20 protein-coding genes are annotated in these 24,078 nt (G+C 35.7%); 9 read left to right on the forward strand and 11 right to left on the reverse strand.

Going from position 1 to position 24,078, the window contains the following annotated elements; genetic code table 11:
* Nucleotides 1-4 precede the first annotated feature (4 nt).
* The 9 genes from DDZ16_RS09805 to nadA all read right to left on the reverse strand — a co-directional run bounded on the left by DDZ16_RS09805 (nt 5) and on the right by nadA (nt 8,827).
* Nucleotides 5-391: an ATP-binding protein gene (locus DDZ16_RS09805; protein ID WP_109264271.1), complete on the reverse strand. Its 387-nt coding sequence runs from the start codon at nt 389-391 to the stop codon at nt 5-7.
* Nucleotides 392-509: 118 nt separating this feature from the next.
* Complete coding sequence (locus DDZ16_RS09810) at nt 510-1,673, reverse strand: murein hydrolase activator EnvC family protein (protein WP_109264272.1); 1,164 nt, start codon at nt 1,671-1,673, stop codon at nt 510-512.
* Nucleotides 1,654-2,310, reverse strand: a complete 657-nt coding sequence (locus tag DDZ16_RS09815) for a DUF4292 domain-containing protein (protein WP_158275643.1) — start codon at nt 2,308-2,310, stop codon at nt 1,654-1,656. The genes DDZ16_RS09810 and DDZ16_RS09815 overlap by 20 nt, the downstream gene beginning before the upstream one ends.
* Before the next feature lie 166 nt (nt 2,311-2,476).
* Nucleotides 2,477-4,240, reverse strand: a complete 1,764-nt coding sequence (locus tag DDZ16_RS09820) for a tetratricopeptide repeat protein (RefSeq protein WP_109264274.1) — start codon at nt 4,238-4,240, stop codon at nt 2,477-2,479.
* 35 nt (nt 4,241-4,275) lie between these two features.
* On the reverse strand, nt 4,276-4,710 hold the full coding sequence (gene dut / locus DDZ16_RS09825; RefSeq protein ID WP_109264275.1) for a dUTP diphosphatase: 435 nt from the start codon (nt 4,708-4,710) through the stop codon (nt 4,276-4,278).
* Entirely contained in the window at nt 4,679-6,148 is a 1,470-nt protein-coding gene (locus DDZ16_RS09830) for a lipopolysaccharide biosynthesis protein (RefSeq protein ID WP_109264276.1), read from the reverse strand. The genes dut and DDZ16_RS09830 overlap by 32 nt, the downstream gene beginning before the upstream one ends.
* A gap of 21 nt (nt 6,149-6,169) precedes the next feature.
* Nucleotides 6,170-7,189, reverse strand: a complete 1,020-nt coding sequence (ruvB, locus tag DDZ16_RS09835; RefSeq protein WP_109264277.1) for a Holliday junction branch migration DNA helicase RuvB — start codon at nt 7,187-7,189, stop codon at nt 6,170-6,172.
* 9 nt (nt 7,190-7,198) lie between these two features.
* Nucleotides 7,199-7,588 carry a response regulator gene (locus tag DDZ16_RS09840; protein ID WP_109264278.1) on the reverse strand — a complete coding sequence of 130 codons (390 nt, stop codon included), beginning with the start codon at nt 7,586-7,588 and terminating at the stop codon, nt 7,199-7,201.
* A 240-nt stretch (nt 7,589-7,828) separates the two neighbouring features.
* On the reverse strand, nt 7,829-8,827 hold the full coding sequence (gene nadA, locus DDZ16_RS09845) for a quinolinate synthase NadA (protein ID WP_109264279.1): 999 nt from the start codon (nt 8,825-8,827) through the stop codon (nt 7,829-7,831).
* A 429-nt stretch (nt 8,828-9,256) separates the two neighbouring features.
* Between nadA and rpiB the strand changes: the two genes are divergently transcribed.
* From rpiB to DDZ16_RS09860, 3 genes are all read left to right on the forward strand, one after another.
* Nucleotides 9,257-9,697 (forward strand): ribose 5-phosphate isomerase B, encoded by a 441-nt coding sequence (gene rpiB / locus DDZ16_RS09850; protein WP_109264280.1) that lies wholly within the window; start codon nt 9,257-9,259, stop codon nt 9,695-9,697.
* Nucleotides 9,698-9,774: 77 nt separating this feature from the next.
* Entirely contained in the window at nt 9,775-11,163 is a 1,389-nt protein-coding gene (locus DDZ16_RS09855) for a lactate utilization protein B (protein WP_109264281.1), read from the forward strand.
* A gap of 5 nt (nt 11,164-11,168) precedes the next feature.
* Nucleotides 11,169-11,615 (forward strand): RrF2 family transcriptional regulator, encoded by a 447-nt coding sequence (locus DDZ16_RS09860; RefSeq protein WP_109264282.1) that lies wholly within the window; start codon nt 11,169-11,171, stop codon nt 11,613-11,615.
* On the opposite strand, the gene DDZ16_RS09865 is transcribed toward DDZ16_RS09860, so the two are convergent.
* Complete coding sequence (locus DDZ16_RS09865; protein WP_109264283.1) at nt 11,585-11,998, reverse strand: VanZ family protein; 414 nt, start codon at nt 11,996-11,998, stop codon at nt 11,585-11,587. The genes DDZ16_RS09860 and DDZ16_RS09865 overlap by 31 nt on opposite strands.
* A gap of 172 nt (nt 11,999-12,170) precedes the next feature.
* Between DDZ16_RS09865 and hemW the strand changes: the two genes are divergently transcribed.
* The 3 genes from hemW (at nt 12,171) to DDZ16_RS09880 (ending at nt 14,686) form a co-directional block, all read left to right on the forward strand.
* Nucleotides 12,171-13,295, forward strand: coding sequence for a radical SAM family heme chaperone HemW (hemW, locus tag DDZ16_RS09870; RefSeq protein WP_109264306.1), 1,125 nt, complete (start codon nt 12,171-12,173; stop codon nt 13,293-13,295).
* 3 nt (nt 13,296-13,298) lie between these two features.
* Nucleotides 13,299-13,691, forward strand: a complete 393-nt coding sequence (locus DDZ16_RS09875; protein WP_109264284.1) for a rhodanese-like domain-containing protein — start codon at nt 13,299-13,301, stop codon at nt 13,689-13,691.
* 101 nt (nt 13,692-13,792) lie between these two features.
* Entirely contained in the window at nt 13,793-14,686 is an 894-nt protein-coding gene (locus DDZ16_RS09880) for a cation diffusion facilitator family transporter (RefSeq protein ID WP_109264285.1), read from the forward strand.
* Between the two features lie 179 nt (nt 14,687-14,865).
* On the opposite strand, the gene DDZ16_RS09885 is transcribed toward DDZ16_RS09880, so the two are convergent.
* Nucleotides 14,866-16,089, reverse strand: a complete 1,224-nt coding sequence (locus DDZ16_RS09885; protein WP_109264286.1) for a glycoside hydrolase family protein — start codon at nt 16,087-16,089, stop codon at nt 14,866-14,868.
* A 736-nt stretch (nt 16,090-16,825) separates the two neighbouring features.
* On the opposite strand from DDZ16_RS09885, the gene DDZ16_RS09890 reads away from it, so the two are divergent.
* The 3 genes from DDZ16_RS09890 (at nt 16,826) to DDZ16_RS09900 (ending at nt 23,570) form a co-directional block, all read left to right on the forward strand.
* Nucleotides 16,826-22,582 (forward strand): carboxypeptidase-like regulatory domain-containing protein, encoded by a 5,757-nt coding sequence (locus DDZ16_RS09890; RefSeq protein ID WP_109264287.1) that lies wholly within the window; start codon nt 16,826-16,828, stop codon nt 22,580-22,582.
* A gap of 524 nt (nt 22,583-23,106) precedes the next feature.
* On the forward strand, nt 23,107-23,310 hold the full coding sequence (locus tag DDZ16_RS09895) for a transglycosylase (protein WP_109264288.1): 204 nt from the start codon (nt 23,107-23,109) through the stop codon (nt 23,308-23,310).
* Between the two features lie 74 nt (nt 23,311-23,384).
* Nucleotides 23,385-23,570 carry a CsbD family protein gene (locus DDZ16_RS09900; protein ID WP_109264289.1) on the forward strand — a complete coding sequence of 62 codons (186 nt, stop codon included), beginning with the start codon at nt 23,385-23,387 and terminating at the stop codon, nt 23,568-23,570.
* Nucleotides 23,571-24,078 lie beyond the last annotated feature (508 nt).

A 24,078-nucleotide genomic window follows, 5' to 3' on the forward strand; every position in this document is an offset into this window, starting at 1 on the left:
TTAATTAAGTTAAATTGAAAACAATTTTAACTTCATTTCCTTTATCATTGAATTCAACATCATCGGCTAAATGTTTCATAAGAAAAATTCCTCGTCCATGAGTCTTTTCAATATTTTCCGGAGTGGTAGGATCAGGTAAACTTTTATAATCAAAGCCAGGACCATTATCAGAGATGACAAACTGGATTTCTTTGTCGGAAATTTCATATTCTACCACCACATCCTTATCGCTCTCCAATTTATTACCATGTACAATGGCATTATTTACACCTTCCACAACAGCAAGTAATAACTTGCCATATACATCACTATGAATCTCGTACTTGGCGGAAATATCATCTATCAACCTTTCTACAAGGTTAATGTTCTTAATTTCAGATTTGAAAACCATTTTATTCACTACCACAAATTTTGAATCTGGCCCAATTAAAAATTATATCGCTAAATTACACTATTTTATACTTACATCCTTGAAAAGGGTTTCTAAATTAGTCATATTTTTTTCATAATTAACGTAAAAGCCATTGTTCAGGATCAAGTTTGGTATTCTCTTCCCATATTTCGAAATGTAAAATCTCTTGCATTTCACTCTCATCGTGATAAACTTTACCAATAACCTGCCCGGAAGCAACAATATCGCCTTTTGTGACGAAAACATCAACTAAATTACCATAAACAGTTAAATATTTACCATGTCTTACAATAACAGCCTTATTCAAACCAGGTATGGCAGCAACAGTGGAAACTTTTCCGGGATGCACACAAAATACATTTGATTTCCCGGAAACCTGTATATCAATACCATTATTTTTAATGGTTACATTTTTCAACACTGCATGCCGATGCTCTCCAAATGGGTTAATAATGACACCCTTTTCAACAGGCCAGGTTAATTTTCCCCTTTGATCAGAAAATTCTGAAGATTCTGCAGCATTAATGTTGACATCCTTTTCAGAAGCAATTAATTCCTTAATTCTGTTTTCAAGTTCAGCAGCAGCTGCTTGCTTTTCCTTCAAACTTTTTTGAAGCCATTGTTGTTCAGTTTTTAAACGCTGAACCAAGCGGTTCTTTCTGTTTTTATTGTTTTGCAGCCTGCTAATTTCATTTTCAATGTCTCCCAATACACTTTCCTTTTCAGATTTTTGCTGTTGGATTTCCTTAACAAGCGCTTGCACTTTGGATTGGGATTCAATTAAAATTTCACCTTGACGCTGTCGATACCGACTATATTCCTTAAACAACCTGTATTTTAAATAGGCCTTGCTAAAATCACCGGAACTAAATAAAAACATAAGTTGATTCAGTTCACCTTTCCTTTTGTAAGAATCACGAACGAGGCTGGCATATTCTTTTTTAATCCTATAAATATCGCTCTCCAGGTCATTGACCAACATTTGATTTACTTCTATTTGATTATCAAGTTGATCAATTTCTTTTTTAAAGTTATTGATAAGTTTTACCCTGGATTGAATTTCCCGGTCAATCAAATTCAACTCTCTAAGATTATCTGACCTGTTTTCTTTCTTCTCTTCTATTAACCGGGATGTCTCGGATATCTCATTAAGAAGGCTTTCCCGCTCATCCCGAAGCTTTTCAATACTTTGCCCCGAAACATTAAGGCAAAGAAAAATACCATACCCTAAAACAATAAATTTAGCGATATATTTTCTCATACTTATTGGGTATTTTAAAAGAAATACCATTATCGTCATTAAATCTTATGTTGCTGTGCGAAATGGTGACGGTTACCTGATTTTGTTGCTCATCGTTTCCAACAATTTTAATGGATTCAGGAAAGTATCCAACAATATCCTGCTTAATATATTCGCCATACTTAATGTCCAAATTAATGGATTTTTCCGACAAGGCTAGTTTTGTCCTGCGCATTAAAAAAAGTGAAGGATCAATCCATATACGCTGATAAACAACATCTTCAAATTGCCTCTTTGAAACTAATTTCTGATATTGCCTTTCCTTCATTGAGGATAAAAAATACTGATTTTCATCAATAGAGAAATGGTAATCTTCAAGAGAAATACCTTTCGAAAGATGATAACTAAAAGCCCGGTCAAGCAAAATATTCTGAAGCATATCGAAATTCAAATGTGCCCCAAATTTATTATACACCTCATTATAATTACTATAAATAACAACCCGGTTCATCCGGTCAAGTATTCTTATCCGGTTATCTTCAAATGAAATTCGGGCTAATTCTATCCCCATAGGTGCAAGAACACTAACTCTGATAAAACTATCAGGATAAATAAAAATATTTGACCTGAAAGTCTGAATACCTTTTTCAGAATCCATTTTAATACTGGATCTCCGGAAAAAAACATTTTTAATGTTGCTGTTATTTGCCGAAATATTTTCTAATACCTCAGCTTGTTTTAACCGTTCAAATTCATTGTCTTGAAAAACAAATTTCCCGGTTTTGCAACCAGAAAAAATCATCAGCAAAAGGACAACAAAAACACTATTCCTCCCCATCAATAAATTCTTTCTTTTCAATTTTTTCTTTAATAAGTTCAGAATGATCACCTATTTCAATGGCTTTCTTCCATTTTTCAACTGCACCTTCAACATCTCCGTTTTTAAATAATATATCACCATAATGTTCAATAACAACACCCGATGGTTCTTCTAAATTGTCTACAGCTCGTTCAATAATAAATTTGGCCTCACTATATCGGCCTTTTTTAAATAAAACCCAGGCATAAGTATCAAGATAAGTAGCATTACCGGGTTCCAATTCAACAGTGCGTGCACTCATATTTTCGGCTTTATCAAGATTCTCTCCTCTCAAAGCCAGGTAATAACTATAATTATTAAGCACAATAACATCATTTTCGTCTATTTCAAGTGCTTTATCGTAATGGGAAAAACATTTTTCGATATTACCCAGTGAGTGATAAATATCTCCCAAATAGGCATGAAAACGTCCCTTTAAACCTGGGTTATCTTCAACGTTTTCTAGACCTTTCTCCATTGTAGTGGCAGCCCCTTCTAATTTATCCATTTGGAACATAGAAACACCTTGAAAAAGTCTAAAAAGCGGTATTTCTGGAAAAAATTTAACAGCTTCGGAGGATTTCTCATAAAGCAAATCATTCTCCTGAATGGAGGAAATCAAAAAGAGATATTCCTGCCAGATTTCAGATTGAGAAGCATCAATATTTAAAGCCTCTTCAAAAAGATCTTTGGCTTCTTCTTTTTTATTTATTGAGGTAAGAAAATTACCGTAAGCCCCGTAAGTTTTAGCTTCATAAGCATGTGTATCAATCAAAATCTCAAAAATTTTTTCAATATCTTTTTGTTTTAGGGGGTTATTTTCCTTCTTCCTTTGAGCTACAAAAGGCATAAATCGTCTAAACTTACTATCAAATTCAATATTTTTAGACCCAAAACCTTCAAATAATTCACTTTTAAACCGGGCAGTATCCCCCATCTGCATATAATAATTGGCCATGGAAAAATGGACTTTTCCATTGTCCTTATCTTTATCCAGCGCCTTTGTATATTGTTCTTTAGCTTTTCTATTATCTCCTTGTTCGAGATAAAAATCACCTAAATAAATGTGGTAATCACTGTTACCTGGAAATTTTTCTATTAATTTTAAAAGCTCATTTTCAGCTTTTTTAATCTCATCATTTTTTAAATAAATCTGATATTTTTCAAAAGATAATCCTTCATTAATTCCAACGAGGTTTTCAATTATATTAAGGTTGACCATGGCTTTTTCATACAAACCATTTTGAACCTGAACCTGGGCTACAAAATAATAATCATCAACCTCGGGATCATTTAATTCAATTAATCTTTCGGCAATTTTTACAGCTTCCTCTCCTTTGTCATTGTTTTGATAGATCCTTGAAAGTAAAGTTACGTAATATCTATTTCCGGGACTGTATTTTACAGCCCTATTCATTAGCTTTTCAGCTTCTTCTATATTCTCATTACCGAGTAATAACCTTGATAGCTCATATGCACAGGAAGAACAAGTTGAATCAATCTTAAGAGCTTCAGCAAAATACATAAAACTCTTATTGGGTTCATTAATTGCTTTATACCTTATCCCCTCGTAGAAATAATAATTAAATTTTCGTTCTTGTTCATCATTAAGCTGAACATCAACATTGGAAAAATCTAAATTATCGACTTTACCCTCCACCCTACTTTTTTTAATAACACTACAAGAACTTAAAACAACTATTACCAGTATGTAAAAAACGTTTTTCATTAAATTCAGCTTATTTTCTCTACGTATTTAAAAAGTTAGACGCCGGTATGTCCAAAACCGCCTTCACCCCTGATGGTTTCAGTCAATTCTTCTACTGTATCCCATTCAAAAGTTTCATAACGATGAATAACCATCTGACAAATCCTGTCTCCATTATTGATTTCAAATTCATCATTAGACAAATTGACCAAAATAACTTTTATCTCTCCCCGGTAGTCACTATCGATGGTGCCAGGGGAATTAAGAACTGTAATTCCACTTTTGGCAGCCAAACCGCTTCTGGGGCGTATTTGTGCCTCAGTACCCTTAGGTAATTCAATAAATAAACCTGTTGGAACCATAGCTCTTTCAAGTGGTTTGAGACGAACAGATTGTTTTAAAAAAGCTCTTAAATCCACACCGGCAGACCCTTCTGTTGCAAATTCAGGGACTTCGTTGTTACTCCGGTTGACTAATTTTATCTTTATCATACCTCTTAATTACAAAAAATGAACCAATAAATAAAGCAAATATAACTGCTTTAAAAAGATAGGAAAAAAATTGTTCTTCTATGTTGATCTCTTTTGCTGCAAAAAAAACAATTGCAGCCAAAACAAAATATATTAAATACTTCCTGGGCTGATAAGGAACCGGATAATGCTTATGACCGATAATCCATGAAACAACCATCATAACAAAATATCCAACTAAAAGTGCAATAGCTGAACCCAAAACTCCTATTTCAGGAACAAGAAGGATATTTAAAATGACAGTAAGTCCTGCACCAATGGTTCCGAAAATAGCTCCGATCCAGGTTTTATCAGTTAACTTATACCAAAGAGACAAATTGAAATAAATACCATAAAACAGCAAAGCTAAAAGAATAACAGGAATAATGTTATTACCAGCTATATATTCCTGGGTTAGAACGATATTAATAACGTCAAGAAAGAGCGTAACGCCCAAAAAAATTATTAAACCAAAAAAGATAAAATAATCCATCACCAAAGCATAACTCTTCATACCCTTTTCCTTGTTTTTAAAGAAAAAAGGTTCGAAAGCAAATCGAAACGATTGGGTAAATAAACTCATCAATACACCAATCTTAAAATTAGCACCATAAACAGCTAATTCACTAAAACCACTGTTTTTTAATAAAGCAGGAAGTAGAATTTTATCGATATTTTGAGTAATCATTCCTGTAATCCCAACAAACAACACAGGCAATGAATACACCATAATGGGTTTTAAAATAGAAAAATCTACGTGTGAACCTATGTGAAAGATCTGAGGTATTAATAGCAAAAAGGTGATAACACTGCTTAAGGCATTACTAAGAAATACATAAAAAACACCATTAAACTTTTGGTAAATAAGCACAAAATCTCCTTCAAGAATGTTTTGTTTTATCAGATAAGGAATTAGTAACAGAAACAGTAAATTAAAAAAGATGTTGCTCCCTATGTTCACAAGTTTAATAATACCAAATTTAACGGGACGGTTTTTAAGCCTGAGCCTTGCAAAAGGAAGAGCAATAAAAGAATCAATACCAAGGATTAAAAAAACCAATAAAATAGCCAGAGCATGATCACCTCCATAAAATAAATCACTTACGGTACCATTTAGGAAAAATCCAAGTAAAACGAATGTGCCACTGGTAATTGCAAGTAACGAAATCAGGGTTTTAAAAATTGAATTCTCCTGATAACCTTTTCCTGAAAACCTAAAGAAACCGGTTTCAAGACCATAGGTCAATACAACAAGTAAAACAGAAATAACAGCATAAAAGTTAACAACAACACCGTACTCATAAGTAGTTAAAGTCCTGATATAAAATGGCATCAAAAACCAGTTCAGCAATCTCCCGAGCATGGTAGATGCGCCATAGATCATGGTTTCTCCGGCAAGTTTTTTAAGACTTAGAGACATTATATTTAGTTAAAAGGATAATTAAAAAAGCGAAGCCTGACTTGAACCGGGTTCTCTTCCAAAATGCCGGTAAGCCATTGGGGTAATCATTCTGCCACGAGGGGTCCTTTTCATAAAGCCCTCTTTTATTAAAAAAGGTTCATAAACTTCTTCAATGGTACCTGAATCTTCCCCAATAGCAGTAGCAATGGTGGTAAGTCCTACAGGGCCTCCATCAAATTTATCCATTACTGTAAACAATATCTTATGGTCCATTTGATCGAGACCGTATTGATCAATATTAAGCGCTTCAAGACTCATTTTGGTAATGGGCATATCAATTGTGCCATCACCTTTTACCAAAGCAAAATCCCTTACTCTCCGTAGCAATGCATTGGCGATACGCGGTGTCCCCCTGCTCCTTCTTGAAATCTCAGCAGCAGCATCTGATAAAATGGGCACATCCAAAATATCGGAGGACCGTTTAACAATCCCTTTTAATACATCCACATCATAGTATTCAAGGTGACAATTAATTCCAAAACGTGCGCGCAGAGGACTGGTGAGTAATCCACTACGTGTGGTAGCACCAATTAAAGTAAATGGATTAAGCTCAATTTGAATACTTTTAGCTCCGGGACCTTTGTCAATAACGATATCGATACGGAAATCCTCCATAGCTGAGTATAAATATTCCTCAACAATTGGACTAAGCCGGTGGATCTCATCGATAAAAAGGACATCATTTGGTTCAAGGGAGGTAAGAATTCCGGCTAAATCTCCGGGTTTATCAAGAACAGGTCCGCTGGTTAATTTAAACCCAACTCCTAATTCATGAGAAATAATATTTGAAAGAGTAGTTTTCCCTAACCCCGGTGGGCCGTGAAGCAAAACATGATCAAGCGCATCTCCTCTCATAAGGGCAGCCTGAACAAATATTTCAAGGTTTTCAACAACTTTAAACTGCCCACGGAAATCATTAAACGAAAGCGGTCGTAATTTTTGTTCTACATCAGGTTCACGAGCCGGTTCATCCCCGGCATTCCGAATATCAAAATCCATCTCACTTTTTTAAACCGAAGTCATTTCAAAACCAAAACTGCTGATAATTTCCTGAAACTTCTCAATGTCAAAAGGTTTGGCCATATATTCATCCATCCCCTCACTCAAACACTTATCCCTGTCGGCATCATAGGTATTGGCAGTAAGTCCGATAATAATGTTTTTATCTGCTCTGTCCCTTTCCCGATCCCTGATACTTCGGGTGGCTTCAAGACCATCCATTACTGGCATCATAAGATCCATAAGAATAATATCGTAACTTCTGGAATCTAATTTATCTAAGGCTTCCTTTCCGTTATTGGCAACATCGATGTTGAATCCATACTTCGATAAAGTAAGAAATATGAGTTTCTGATTCAAAACATTATCCTCTACAAGTAAAAGCGTTATCCCATCCATTTAAAAGCATTTTATACCCGGTAAATCCGGTAAAGCGGATTGAAATAAATGATTAAATCCGAATACATAACACAGAAATAAAAACAACTCCTGCAAATATTCTTAAACGCTAAAGTTAAAAAAATATAGCCGAAAAAAGGGTGTGATTACAAAAAACAAGGCTCAGGTATAAAAAGTTTTTTGCATCAAAAAAATTCAAGTGCCAATTTAACAGTAAGATAAAAACATTTCTAAAAAAATTTATCTATTCAATAACCCTTCCGACAGTTCAAACATCTTTTCAATAGGTTTAATGGCCTCTTTTCTAATATTTTCAGCAACCTGAACTTCTGGGTATTCATACTTTAGAGTCAAATAAATTTTTCTAAGGGTGTTGAGTCGCATAAATTCACAATCATTGCAGCCACAGGTAGAGTCGGAGGGAGGTGCCGGAATAAAAGCCTTATCCGGAGAAGCCTTTTTCATTTGATGGATTACCCCTGATTCCGTAGCTACAATAAACTGATCGGCATCAGCCGTTTGAGTATGTTTCAATAAACTAGCTGTACTTCCTATAAAGTCAGCAATAGTAAGTACAGGTTTTTTACATTCGGGATGGGCAATAATTTCGGCATCCGGATAATCCTTTTTCAGATCTATGATTTTCTCAACTGAAAATTTTTCATGAACATGACAGGCACCATCCCATATCACCATTTCACGTCCGGAAATACTTTGAAGATAATTACCAAGATTCCTGTCAGGGCCAAAAATAATTTTTTTGTCTTTTGGAATACTGTTGATAATTTTCACTGCATTGGTTGAGGTAACAACAATATCAGATAACGCTTTTACATCGGCAGTAGTATTAACATAGGTCACCACTATATGGTCCGGATACCGCCTTATAAAAGCCTTAAAATCTTCAGCGGGGCAACTATCCGCCAGGGAGCATCCGGCGTTAAAATCGGGCACTAAAACCTTTTTTTGAGGGGATAAAATCTTTGCGGTTTCTCCCATAAATAAAACACCGGCCAGCAAAATAATATCCGCATCAGTTTTGGAAGCTTCCCAAGCCAGGGCTAAACTATCTCCTACAAAGTCTGCAATGTCCTGAATTTCATTATCCTGATAATAATGTGCCATCAAAAGAGCATTCTTCTCTTTTTTCAGTTCATTAATAGCTTCAATCAAATCCACATCTACAGGAATCGTTTCATCAACGAATCCTTTTTTCTTCCATTCACTACTAATATTCATATTATAAAAGATTTATAAAAAGTATGATGGTGTTATAAGCCTGTTGAAACTGTTGGTAAATTTTCTGAACTTTTGTTGTTTCATATTGCTATGAACATTTGGCAGTACAGTTATCAACCGGTTATAAGACCCATTAAAAAAATAAAAATCAAAGTATTATCTGATGTTTTCAACAGTTGTTAACCCGGTACAAATTTAAAAATTAATCAGATCTAACAGTTCATTACTGATTTGAAAACTGTGAAAAAGTTAATCAGAAAAAAGATGATTAATTTTTGGTATGGACTTTTTCATTCAGGGTATGTGATATATTTTATAAAATCCAAGAGAAATTTTTTAAAAGTAATTACCAAAAACGAACCAGTTATTAACATGTTATCAAACGCAAATATAAGCTCCAGAATTTATTATATTTGAACCAAAAAATATATGCTTTTCAATAAAATAGGTATAAGTAGCGACCATGCCGGTTTCAACATTAAAACGTTTTTGAAAGGTGAATTGTTGAAAAAAGGCATTGAAGTGATTGATTTTGGAACAGATTCGGATGATAGTACCGATTATCCTGATTATGCCCATCCGCTTGCCAAGGCAGTTGAAGAGGGTGAGTGCGAGGTTGGTATAGCTATTTGTGGCAGTGGCAATGGCATTAGTATGACTGTTAACAAGCACCAGGGAATCCGCTCAGCTGTATGCTGGAATACGGAAATTGCTTATTTGGCAAGGCTTCATAATAATGCAAATATATGTGCATTACCCGGACGTTTTATGAAACAGCAGGAAGCTATGAAAATTGTCACTGCTTTTTTTACCACAGGTTTTGAAGGTGGCCGACACAAAAGGAGGATAGATAAAATTCCAGTTAAATAACATTTAACCCTCTTTAAACATGTCCCTTACGGAATTTTGTAAAATAAACAGGAAGCTCTTATTCCAAAACCAATTGAATGTCTGATAGAACAGAGAATAGATTTTTGAAAGATGCTGAAAGAGTAAGCTTTGATTATAAACACAGAGCTACCATCAGCTTTAATATTTCAAAATATGATTTGGCTGTAGAGAAGGGACATAAACGTTATCAAAATATTAAATTGGCCAAAGATAAGGCTGCTGTATTAAAAAGAAATGTTCTTAAGCATTTGTCTGAATTCCTATTGGAATTTGAAAATAATGCAATCGCCAATGGAGCTGAAGTTGAGTGGGCCGAAAATGGGGAAGAAGCCCTTAATATTATTTCCCGAATAATTAGAGAAACCGGAGCAGATACGCTGGTTAAAAGCAAATCAATGACAACCGAAGAGATTGATGTTAACCTACGTATGAAAGAAACCGGGGTAAAGTCAATTGAAACCGATTTGGGTGAATTTATTGTTCAGGAGGCTGGTGAAAAACCTTACCACATTGTTACGCCTGCCATGCACAAATCCCGAAAGGATATTGCCGATCTTTTTAATAAAAAATTTGGTACCCCCATCGATGCTACTCCTGAATATCTTACCAAATACGTTCGAAATAAATTAAGAGAATCTTTCAAAAGCGCTAAGGTAGGATTGACAGGAGCGAATTTTTTGTTGGCCAGGGAAGGTGCTATTGCCTTGACAGAGAATGAAGGAAATGGTATGCTATCCTTTTCTTTACCAAAGGTTCACATTGTTTTGGCCGGTATTGAAAAGATCTTACCCTCCTACCATGATTTGGATTTAATGTGGCCTTTATTGGCTGCACACGGAACAGGACAGAGAGTTACTGTGTATAATTCTGTTATTTTTGGACCGCGAAAATCAGATGAAAAAGATGGACCTGAAAGGATGGTTGTTATTTTACTTGACAATGGAAGATCAACTCTTTACAATGAAGGCGATCATTCTGAAGCATTGGCATGCATCAGATGTGGAGCTTGTTTAAATGCTTGTCCGATCTATAAAAATATCGGCGGGTATACCTACAATTCTGTCTACAGTGGTCCCATAGGATCTGTGATCACTCCGCATTTGAGAGGATTGAAGGAGTATCAGCATTTGAGCTTTGCCAGCTCTTTGTGCGGTAAATGTGCTGAAGTATGTCCTGTGAAAATTCCCTTGCCTGATTTATTGTTGAAAAACCGTAAAAAAGCTGTTGATAAAGGGTTGAGACCTGTTGCGGAAAAATTGGTAATGAGGGGGATAGGCAATGGTCTAAAATCACGTCATTTAATGGATATCGGAGGAGGAAATTTTAAAAATATAATGAGTAACTTAGCAGGAATTCATAATTTGTTAGGGGACAAGAGGTTGTTTCCCAAATTTCCATCGACCTCTTTTAGTAAACAATGGAAAAATAAACGATCCAATTCATAAATATTATGCTATCAACAACTTGTAAATATGCTGTTCGTGCTATCATTTTTATTGGTCTTAAGGGCAGTGAAGAAAGTCGGGTAAATGCCCGTATTATCGCCAGGGAATTAGGAATCCCTATGCAGTTTCTCAGCAAAATACTTCAAATATTTGTAAGGAAAGACCTTTTGAGAAGTTTTAAAGGACCTACCGGCGGGTTTTATCTGGCCCGCAATGCGGCAGATATTACTTTGTTAGATATTGTGGAAATAATAGATGGTCCAGGTGTTTTTGAAACCTGTCTTATTGGTAACGGAAGTTGCAAGGGATCAGCCGACAAAAAAGAAAGATGCCCGGTTCATGACCGTTACAGCAAGGTGAGGAAGGAAGTTATGGACTACTTCAGCAGTGAAACAGTGGGAGATATCATTGAGCGAATGGGTCACGACGAAAATATTTTGTTGAAATTGTAATATCTTTTCAACAAAGAAAAGGCAATATATGCGATGATAACTCCAAATGTATTGGCTCCAAAATCTATTATGTCTTTTTCTCTGCCGGCAATTAAGGGTTGCACAATTTCAATTATAGCCCCGGTTATTACAATCCAGATTGTGTAAACCCATTTTAATTTCTTTGTTTCAGACTTTACCCTGAAGTACGCAGTTCTCTCTATTAAATAAATTAAAGTTAAGAATCCGTACATGCCAAAATGAACCAATTTATCAGAGTGAGGAAAATCTAAAAACCATGGTGTGTTAAAATCCTTACTGGTCTTAAGGCTTAAAAACAATATTGTTGCGAGTGTTATTATTGTAAATTTGTAGTTTATAGCTAGTTGTGTTAATTTTTTCATGTTGACAAAGTTGTTAATAACCGGTTGATTACTGTTGATAACCTTTTGACTTTGAATGTTTCACGTGGAACATTTTCTAGTAATGGCGGGGCTTCCAAGATTTTTTTGATCAAAATGCCAATTAAAATGTTTCCTCTTGATAACAGAATGCAAATATAATTCGGAAAACCATATGGCTGGCATTTATTTACATGTTCCGTTTTGCAAATCGCGATGTCATTATTGCGATTTTTTCAAAAGTACAAAGCTTGAATACAGAGTGCAATATTTGGAAAATCTTTCCAGTGAAATTGTTGATAGAAAGGATTTTTTTTTAGAAAAAAACACCAAAATTGAGACCATTTATTTTGGAGGCGGTACTCCAAGTTTGTTTTCTTTAGATCAATTATTCCATCTAATAAAGCTTTTATATAGTCGTTATTCCGTTTCTGATAATGCCGAAATAACGATTGAAGTAAATCCGGATGATTTGAATCGTGAATATTTGGAGGGATTAAAAACGATTGGTGTTAACCGGTTGAGTATAGGAATCCAAAGTTTCAGGGATGAAGATCTGAAAATGATGGGACGAAGACATAATGCCCGGCAAAGCTTTCAGGTATTGGAACAGGTTTTTGATGAGGGATTCCAAAATGTGGGTATTGATCTGATTTATGGTTTACCCTGGAGTACTGCTGAGGATTGGCTTGAAAATATTGAAATTGTAAAAGATTATCCTTTGAAACATATTTCGGCGTATCATCTGACTATTGAACCGGGAACTAAATTCGGGAAAGAAAAGCTTGCTAAAAAACTTCTGGAAATAGAGGAGAGTGAAAGCGAAAAACTGTTTTGGCAAATCCATGACAGGTTTAAGCAATTGGGGTTTGAACATTATGAGATTTCAAACTTTTGCAAAGATGGGTTCTATTCCCGTCACAATACTTCTTACTGGAACGAAATTCCTTATTTAGGACTGGGGCCCGGAGCCCATTCTTTCGATGGCGATAAACGGTATTGGAACAAACCGGACCTGCACCAATACATCAGCAAAGGATATCAGCCCGGATATTCTTATGAAATATTGAGTGCTCAGGATCGTTTTAATGAAAAGCTTATGCTTGGCTTAAGAACCGGCCGGGGAATTTGTAAGGAAGAGATGAAAGTCCGTTTTAATGAGTATTTCAAAGATGTAGAAAAACAGGTGAATATGTGGATCAATAGAGAATTTCTCAAATTTGAAAACGGACACATTCGGGCTACACGTAAGGGATGGTTTGTCATTGACGGTATTATTGAAGATTTGTTTATTGTTTAAGTTATGCGGTATTTTCTGGTAATCACACTTATTTTTCTTTTTTTTCGGAGCGAAGCCAGCGGGCAGGGAGAATTGTTATGTTGCGATTTTTACCGAATATTAAACACCTCCGGGAATGTATTGTTATTGGATGTGCAAAGCAAAGAAGAATATCAGAAGCATAGGATACCGGATCATATTTATGCCGGACAAAAATCTATATTATTGGACGTAGTGGCCAAGGTTAATAAAAAAACTAAAATCCTAGTTTATTGTACCGAAGGAAAACGGTCTGCTTCGGTTTTGGAAATTTTGAAAAAAAGAGGGTATACCAATGTTTTTCATTTAAAAGGTGGAATTATTAAATGGGAGAAAGAGAGTTTTCCTGTTGATAGTACTCTTATTGAAATACCCTGATTTCGAGAAGTAATTAAATGCCGGTAAATCATTATTTTGTCGAAATTCAATTTTTACATTATGAAGGATAGCATAATTTTTCTCCAAAAAAGAACTCATAAATGAATACACAAAAAGGCGTCTTAGCTACCTGGGCATCTATTTTTTTAAATATAGCTTTGTTCGGTATTAAATACTGGGCAGGAATTGTTTCCAATTCAGTGGCACTTCTGGCCGATGCATGGCATACTTTGTCTGATTCTGTTTCTTCCCTGGCAGTTCTTTTGGGTTTAAAAGTATCCAATATTCCTGCTGATAGCAAACATCCTTACGGTCATGGTCGGGCTGAGCTTATTGCTTCTTTGATTGTTGGTATTCTGCTGGCCATTGTTGGTTTTAATTTTCTGGCAGAATCTATTTTGAAATTCCAGGAAAGAGAAGTGTTTAATTATGGTCCGGTTGCTATTTGGGTGACTGTGGCTTCTGTGGTAGTGAAAGAAATAATGGCCCGGTATTCCATTGTAATCGGGAAAAAAATAAAATCCAATTCACTCAAAGCAGATGGGTGGCATCACAGGTCCGATGCTATTTCAAGTGTTGTAATATTGGTTGGTATTTTTGTCGGTGGCAGATTTTGGTGGGCCGACAGTGTATTGGGAATTTTTGTTTCCCTCATGATATTTTATACTACTTATAGTATAATGAAAGATACCATCAGCATTTTACTGGGTGAAAATATTACTTCCGAAATGGAAAAGGAAATTGCGGATCTTGGGAATAGAATTAATGGAAACATGTTTCTGGATCCCCACAGCTTTAAGTTACATCACTATGGGCACCATTCCGAGTTGGTTTTTCATATTAGTTTGCCGGGAACTTATAGTCTTACCCGATCGCATGAGATAGCCAGTGAATATGAAAGAAGAGTGGAGGAAAGATACTCCTTTGAGGTCACCATCCATGTAGATGCCATTGATGGGGTAAAGACACTTAACACTGAGGATTCATCAAAATAGGCCTTCTTGTAAATGTCTGCTCCAGTTATTTAAGACAATGTTTGTTTTTTTGATTAGCTAATTTCATATAATCAAGTGCAATGAAATTCGAGTTTATTGTGAAATAACCTTGCGCTTAAGTGTTTATTAATGTGTATTAAGGTTTTAATAGCTAAAAATATAAGCTTTTTTAGCGCTCCCTATTTAACTTTGGAGTTTAATCGTATTTGAATATTAAAAGATTTTCCGTCCTGCCTGTTATTAATATTCACCAGGGAGCAGGCGCAATATAAAACAAGGGGATTTCCATTTTTTTTCAAAAGAAACTGAGGTCTTTCCAACCGGTTAACTTTTATTGTATCCCCATTTTTTAATAATACCTCCTTTTTCATGAAAAAAGGATTTGGTGGCGTTGTCCAACGCATACCATCCAATGATTCTAATATGGCTAATCCCGGTTCTTTACCCGTTATTTTACCCGAAAAATCTTTAAAGACAGCATAGAATTTACTGTTCTCCTTATGATACCAAACAAAGGGATCCTCCGCTGAAGCTATTTTTCCATTTTCAAGTTTAATGTCAAATATTATTTTATCCAATGGTTCAAAAGGACCTGTTGGTGAGTTTGATATGGCCACTCCATGTACACCTTTCCAGTGGGGGTCATAAATGTTTCCTTTAAAATACAACAGGTATTTCCCATCCGATGGTCGTTGAACTACAGATGGATTTACCACAATGGGATTATCTGGTTTGGGCTGTGTACCTTCACGCGAAGGATTGACCACATTGTCTGGTTTAACCCTGGTTCTGGGTGAAAGCAATGGTTGATCAGGCCTTTTAAAATTTCCGGAAAGTAAATCTTCAAAACTTTCAAACTCAATGACCCCTATTTTTTGGGATTGCTGCACCCTGTTTCGTTTACTGACCTTTTCCCCCTTAGATCCTTTAGGTTGTGGTCCAGGATCGGCAGAACCTACATAATAGAGATAATATTTTCCGTTAAATTTTTTCAAATGGGGATTGTGGACAGTTTGTGCATCCCATGCTAATGAATCGCCTTCAAGAGCTTTTCCTTTCAGCACAATTTTTTGAAACTTAAAACCATGGTCCGGATAATCGGATATGGCGTAAGCTATTTTTGAGTGCAATAACCATGAATTTGTAAATGGAGGAATAGAATCTCCGCATTCCCAGGTGCTGTAGAGCATGTGGTATTTTCCATCTTTTCCTTTTAACACAGAACCACCCCAAACGAAGCGTGAGGAGTCATTGAGCACGCTTTTTCCGGTTAATATTTCATTGTTTACCTGTGCATCTAAAGGCAATGGATCTATTATTAATTCATGATTTTTGAGATTGCTGCAATTTGTGAAAATGTTTATAACCAGAAGTGTTATTCCGAATAAGAGGGTAGATTTCATGATGAGTTGCTTTATTTATTGGACAACAATATAAGGGGAATATTTAAGAATTTGATTGAATGATTCTTTCGGGAAATATTTATGAACCAGTTTACTACCACATCCGAGGCTTCTAAAAATTAAAAAGGTAATAAATCTTTAAGTAAGGCATACTAAAGACGGATTAAATTTATCCTAAAGTCAATTATAATGGAATTTAGTAAGAGTTTAATATGACTTTATATTATAGATGGCTAAAAGCAATTTAAAAGAAAATAAGGAGATAACACCATTTTTGTATTTGGCTTAAAAGAGATCATTTAGGAGTGATTTAATCTTATTTTTGTTGAAGAAAAAATATTATAGTTCAGTATTATTTGATTTTCATTTTTATTACTAGCTTTATTATTTGTTCTTTTTAAGTGATTTATAAGTTATTAAATCGAAAGCATGTTGTTAATTTCATATAAAATTTAACTCAATCATATTTAGATTCTAATTCCCTTCACAACACCCTAAATTTTAGATTATGATTTCCTTAAACAGACACCTTAACCTTTTATTATTAACTCTCCTAATGTTTTGTTCCGGTTTTGTAAAAAGTCAAAAATTACTCTCTGGCAGAAAAGGTAGCTATCAAACATATATTTATCGGATTTCTGATGCCCAGGCCCGGGAAGTTTATAAGAATGAATCCTGAGAAGTTGATTCTTCTTTTTTCTACAACCTCGTTGATTCCTTTCCCAAGGATAGCAGTTTGTCAGATAATCTACAGGTTGGTCATTATTTAAAAACTTATGCAGAAGGCAATCAACAGAAGGTAGCCATTACAACTATTCAGAATTTTGAGGTTTTTATATTGAATAACAGTTCAGATTTATGCATTCAATTATACGATTTGGACGGAAGAATTATTAATGATGCCGAAGTTAAGGTTAGATGGAAAAAACTGCTATTTGATGAGAATACAAAGTGTTATCTGGATAAAGGTTCTAACCAAAAAGGTTTGCTGGAGGTGACTTATAAAGGTTTTACGGCCTACTATAATTTAAATCGGCAGTATAACAATTCCTTCATCCGGCGCGCCAGTAGAAAGTTGGTCTATGGTACTCCTGTAAAATACGTTTGGATCCCTGTTAATTTTGCTTTTCATGTACCGGTAGATGGCGTCAAATCAGCAATAGATGGATGGCCAAGAGGTACCATATATCAAATCAAAGATTTTTTTGTGAAGATTTATCACCGGGTGGCATGTATTTTCGACGATTATCATTGTAACTATTTCGGACAGAATTATTTTGAGGATAAATATACTGGTTACATGGTTTTCAATAAGCCCCAATATCAACCGGGAGATACGGTTCGATTTAAGGCTTTTATTGTTAGCAAAAAGGGAAAGCCAATTAATGAAGCTGTTGATGTTGTTTTACGTGGACCTGATAAAGACATCAAATTGGGCGAACTTTCACCGTACCGACGTGGGGGGTATGAGTATACTTTTTTTCTTCATGATAGCCTGCAACTGCGTTTGGATCGTCGATATCCTGTTGCATTACGCAAGAGAAATGATCAAACATATATGAGGTCCTGGTTTAGATATGAAGATTACGAGTTGGGAAAAACCAAATTATCCATTCGTTTGGATGAGAATAACCATTACCGAAATGGGCATATTACCTTATTCGCGAAGGGTACTGATGAAAACAATTTGAATTTACAGGATGCCCGTATTGAAGTTGCTGTCAGACCGAAGGAAGTAAGGAAATTTTATAACTCTTCTGTCTTTATTCCTGATACCTTAATCAGTTTTAAAAAGAACCTTTTGCCCGAAGGAGAAACTGAGATATTGATTGCCGATTCACTATTTCCAGCGATAGATTTTGATTACATCGTAGATGTAAAAATGCTGACTTCTGATAATGAGGTGGTTAATGAAAGCCGTAAAGCATCTTATTGGTTCCGGAGTAAGAAGTTTAAAGCTACAATGGATAATGATTCACTGGGTTTTGACTATATGGAAAACGGAAAATCTCTTCCAATAGAAGTAGAGATAAATGCCAGTGATAATTTTGGGAATATAACCTCTGTTTATTCTGGTATTACACCATGTAAAGTAATTGTTAACCCTTATTATGCTTCATATACCGTTGTAGGAGATTCCCTTAAGCGTTCTGTAGATATATCATCCCGGCCCTCTTTGATCAGTTGTTATTCAGAGAGAACAAACGATTCGGTATTTATCATGGTAGATAATCCTCGAGGGATTCCCTTTAACTACAATATTTACAGGCGCAACAGGGCTGTGAGTGACGGTCGGACAGATTCATTGAATTTTGAAAAAAGCACCTCTTCCAATCAAAATTATCTTGTTTCATTACGATATCTGTGGGGTGGAGAAGTAAAGGAAGAAAACTATAGTATTCCTCTAAAAGAAAAGGAATTGAATATTTCGGTTTCCCAACCCCGTTTGGTTTATCCCGGGCAAAGGACCAATGTTGAGGTAATGGTGAGCGATACCGACGGAAAACCTGTTGAAAATGTTGATATCACTGCCTACGGCCTTACCAATAAGTTTAATTATTCAGCACCTTCTCTTCCTTATTTGGGGAAAACGCGGAAAGATAAAAATGTTATAAATAGCTTTAAATTAAAAGATTTTCCTGAAGGTTACAGATTTCAGAAAACATTGAATTATTCGGTGTGGAATCAACTTGCCGGATTGGACAGCCTTGAATACTACCGTTTTCTTTATCCCGAAGATGGAATTTACCAATTTGAATATCCTGCAAATGATAATCTCACCCAATTTTCTCCCTTCGTGGTTGAAAACGGGGAATTAAAACCTGTTCATGTGGTTTATGTTGATAATCGTCCGGTTTATTTCAGTTGGTCAACTAATCAGCGACCTTATTCATTTAGAGTGGATAGCGGATCTCACCACATTAAATTGAGGACTGCGGAGGAGGTTATCACCATGGACAGCCTTTACTTAAACCATGGAACGAAAATGGTAGTCAGTTTTGATGTTGAAAACCCTCATTCACTGGTCAATATTACTGAAGCCGATAAGGAATTAAGCAATTTTGAACAACAGATTTTATACAAGTACATTTTTCCTTATCGAAACAACTTTGGAGATAAGTATGCTTACATTCAAAATGATGGAAGATTACAATTGTTGCGTCCTGAAAAAGTGTATTCTTCATATAACCTTGCAGGCCCTGTTTCCGGATTTGTTAAATTCAAAAAAATGGATGGATTTACCACCGGCTTTAATCATGAGCCTTGGTTTGAATACGAATTTAATCCCGGACTTTTAAAAATGCGCAATGTCAGTAAGAGTCGCTTTCCAAAGCATTTGAGTTCTGAAAGTCCTGTTGGTAAACTGGGTGATCAAGCTATTACAAAATCTTTAATTGAAGAAAATTGGCAGAACCATTTGAACAGGAAGCGTTATATAAATGCCCGGTATTGGTATCCCCGTTCATCTCCGGAAGGTACAGGAAGATTGGTAATCAACTTAAATGGAAAAGAGGAAAAATCTGGAGAACAACCTTTAAATATATTGGTGTTTCGTTATGATAATCCTGAATTTATTCGCGTATACCCAGGTAATACCCGAAATATCCACAGCTTAAATGAGGGTCAGCATCAGCTTATTTTCTTTTATCCTGATGCCAGGTATTATATTGAAGATTCAATATCCATCGATGTAAATGGTCTGAATTATCAGAAAATTCTAAAGCCCGATTCGCTGAGGAAGGACTCCTTTAGTGTATATGTAAGTGATATTCTTGAGAAGACCATATTTAAACCAGTCCCGCATTATGAAGAAGAAAATACCGAGTTAACAAAAATTTTTAGCAGCTATCAGCAGCAATTCCCTTATACCGGACATGGGGATAGGTCAGAAGGTTATGTGTATGATGAGGAAGGACAACCTTTGCCGGGTGTAACAGTGGTAGTTAAAGGCACCAATTATGGTACTGTTACGGATATGGATGGTCATTATACCATTCGTGTTCCTGAGAATAGACATTTCCTAACTTTTTCCTTCATAGGATTTGAGCAACACGAAGAGATTATCACAAGCAATGGGAGGATAGATGTTACTCTCCAACCCCAAATGCTTAAGTTGGAGGAAGTAGTAGTCGTAGGTTACGGAGTGTCAAAAAAACAAACATTAACCAGTTCTGTTAGTGCCGTTAGCACTTCATCTTTTAATGGCGGAATTCCCGGTGTGAGTGGTAATATTGTTCAGGCATTAAAAGGAAATATGGACGGATTGGCATTTGCCACCGGAAATTCAGGAAGCGGAATGGAAATAATAATCAAGGGAAAAGCTGCTTACACATTCGATCAAACTCCGTTGTATATTATAAATGGAAAAATTTACACAGGAGATATTTCTGAACTGGACCCCTCTGTTGTTCAAAATATGCAGGTATTGAAAGGAGCTAAGGCAACAGCTGTGTACGGTTCCCGAGCTGCGAACGGAGTAGTAATCATCGATACCAAACCAGGCGGCTTTAAAGAAACCCGTTCGGGAAAATACAAGAAAGGGATTGACTATGATGAAGCTTTTCTGGAAGCTGCCTCAGAGGCCAGCTCTGTCCGTAGTGATTTTTCTGATTATGCCTTTTGGCAACCACGTCTTTCTACTGATGAAGATGGAAAAGCATCTTTTGAAGTGACTTTTCCGGATGATGTTACCAGTTGGAAAACTTTTTATTTGGCCATGAATGGGGATCGACAAACAGGGCAGACCGAAAGCCTTATAAAATCATACAAACCAATAATGGCCCAACTCGCTGTTCCACGCTTTTTACTGACTTCTGACACTGCCTTTGTGATTGGAAAAACCCTCAATTATTCACTTGAAGACTCTGTAGAAGTATCCACACGTTTTGAGCAGAATGATAAAACTGTTTATTCCGAAACGAATTACGTAACCCATGCTTTAGTTGATACTTTACCTATTATAGGAGAGGGAGATTCTCTTCGGATAAAGTACGTGATGGAAAAGAAAGACGGGTACTTTGATGGTGAACAGCGGGATATTCCCGTTTATCCTCTTGGACTGGAAGCTACTGAAGGCAGTTTTTATTCCCTTGACGGGGATACTTCTCTTCAATTGTCTTTTAACCCCGGTTATGGAAAGGTAAAGCTTTATGCCAGGGCTGACTTACTTGAAGTTATGGAGGAGGAAATTGAACATGTTCTAAATTACCGTTACCTCTGTAATGAGCAGATGGCTTCAAAATTAAAAGTACTGATTGCTCAGATGAATATAGCCCGTTTCAAAGGGGAAGATTTTCAAGAAGAAAGAAAAGTCAAGAGGCTGATTAGTAAGTTGGAAAACAGTCAGAAAGAAAACGGATTGTGGGGATGGTGGAAAAATTCTCCAGCCAGTCCATGGATTAGTTTGCATGTTTTGGAAGCGTTGTTGGAAGCTCAAAAATCCGGCTTTCCGATAAATTTTGATAAAGAAAAGACCACACAACGTCTGATCTGGGATGTGGAAAATGCAACAGATTACTTCCGGAAAATTCGCTTGCTTCGTATTCTCGCTGCCTTGAAAGCCGAGGTTGATTTCGAGTATTACATAAAGAATCTTGAATATAACAAAACCGGAAATCTGAGTGCACAGCTTCAGAAAATGGAACTTAAACAACAGTGCGGATTAAAAATAGATTTGGATACGCTTAACTCTTTCCGCAAAACTACGATGTTTGGAAATGTTTATTACTCTGATGATAGTTCTGTTGGACTCTTAGACAACGATGTGCAGAATACTCTTATGGTTTACCGCATTTTGGACAAATCATCAGGAAATCATTCTTATGTGCTCAAAAAAATACGCAACTATTTCCTGGAACAACGCTCTGGTGGTTATTGGAGAAATACTTATGAATCTGCTCAGATTGTGGAAGCCATTTTACCGGGTTTAATGAAGGAGGAATCTCAACCAGGATTACCGGTCATTTCTATCCATGGTGATGTTGAAAAAGAAGTTTCTGAGTTTCCTTTTGAGATGACTTTGTCCCCGGAACAAGAGATAGATGTATCCAAAACAGGAGATTTTCCGGTATATTTTACACATTATCAAAAATATCTGGATGAATCTCCCAAAGAAAAGACTACTGATTTTGAAATAACCAGCTCCTTCGATAGCAAGGTGCCATCTGTTCTTAAAGCAGGAGAAAAGGTCACTCTAACGGTAAATTTGGAAGTAAAAAAAGATGCTGATTATGTAATGATCAATGTACCCATTCCCGCAGGGTGCTCATATGCTTCCAAGCCTAATCATTTCTTTAATGAAACGCATCGCGAATACTTTAAAAATGAAGCTGCTATTTTTTGTGAGCATTTGTCTGAAGGAAATCATATTTTCAATATTGAATTAATTCCGCGTTATACCGGTAAATATCATCTTAATCCGACAAAAGCAGAATTGATGTACTTCCCTGTTTTCTCAGGTAATAATGAAATAAAAAAAATAGAGGTAAAATAATTCCTTCATAGATTGGACTTTTAATATTCAGCTGTTTAAATTTATATTTAAATACGAATATGGCATTATATTCTGTACGAAAATGGTTTAAAAGGAGTTATGGGTTTGAAAACAGAACCAATTTTTTCCAATAATTGAAAACCATCTCGTTGTTAATTTGTTGGCTTAATATATATCAATAGACCGTTAGATTTTTAGATATAAGATTTAAGATAAATCCTATAACCTTGATAATCTGTTTATTGACGCAATCATTATGCGACTCCTTAGAGCCTGCATACCAGGCAATTACAAAAGCTTAGCGGACTATTGTATATAACAGAGATAAATTAATAGTTTCTAATAAAAATAAGACAAGAGCCAAAAATTGTCTTTTCCCTAATTTAATCTGCAGGAGGATTCATTTTTACATTTAGTGATCACTATTCTTTTAAATTAAGGATAAAACTTAAACAGTTTCTTATCAAAGCATATCATTCCTTTTAATGAAATATATGGATTCAATTATCATTTAATAAAGACTTATGAAAAAAGTAGGATTAGTTTTATTGATCCTGGGTATAATAGGATTGATCGTATTTGGAATTCAGGCCATGAATAACTCAGAGAGTTTTTCCGTTTTTGGGGCAGAAGTAGCCGTTAGTAAAGCCAACTGGACCCCTGTTATTGCCAGTGGTGCCGTTTTTATTATTGGGGTAGTAATGTCTATTACCGGAAAAAAGAAATAAATATCTGCTACTAATCATTACTTCATTTTTATTCTGGTTTGTAAAATAAGTTTAACTAATTAAAATTGAATGTTATGGATAAACTTGAAATCAAAGGAAACTGGGAAATTATTAAAGGAAACCTGAAACAAAAGTATTCTGAATTAACCGATGACGATCTGACCTTTGCTGAAGGTAAGGAGGAGGAATTATTGGGAAAACTTCAGAAAAAAACCGGAAAAACTAAAGAACAGCTTATTGACGAGATCAATAAGATATAGTACCAAAGATCCTGGATGTTTCTTTAGAGAATAATTTATCCGGGAGAACCTGGAAATTGTCGGGAGGAGTATTTATTCAATCTTGCGGTAAGCACTGTAAGAACAGAATATAATTATCCCTCCCGGCAATTTTGTTTTTAATAATAGTGTTCAATGGAAATCAACAATGGATGTTTCCATATCATACAATAATGAAAGTATCCTTTTATGTAACCTAAAAAACTTGATTACTTATTCCAGATATCGACTAACCCCCCTTCCTTACCCAGCCAAGGATCTGTATCGGGTACCGGTACTTTTGCTAGGTTTTTATCCACTTGCGGACGTTCTCCTTCTTCTCCTCTCATGAGCATAGCCGTCAGGCTAAGCAGATTGATGCAATGGAATATTCACAAAATCAAAGGTTTGGTTTATCATTTCTAATATGTGGATACTCGAAAATGTTTTATTTTTTGGTTCTACATTCTGTTCCTTCCGTGTGGCGGTATGAACAAGGCTGGAAATGAAT

Source organism: Marinilabilia rubra (genome assembly GCF_003121985.1).
GTDB lineage: Bacteria > Bacteroidota > Bacteroidia > Bacteroidales > Marinilabiliaceae > Marinilabilia > Marinilabilia rubra.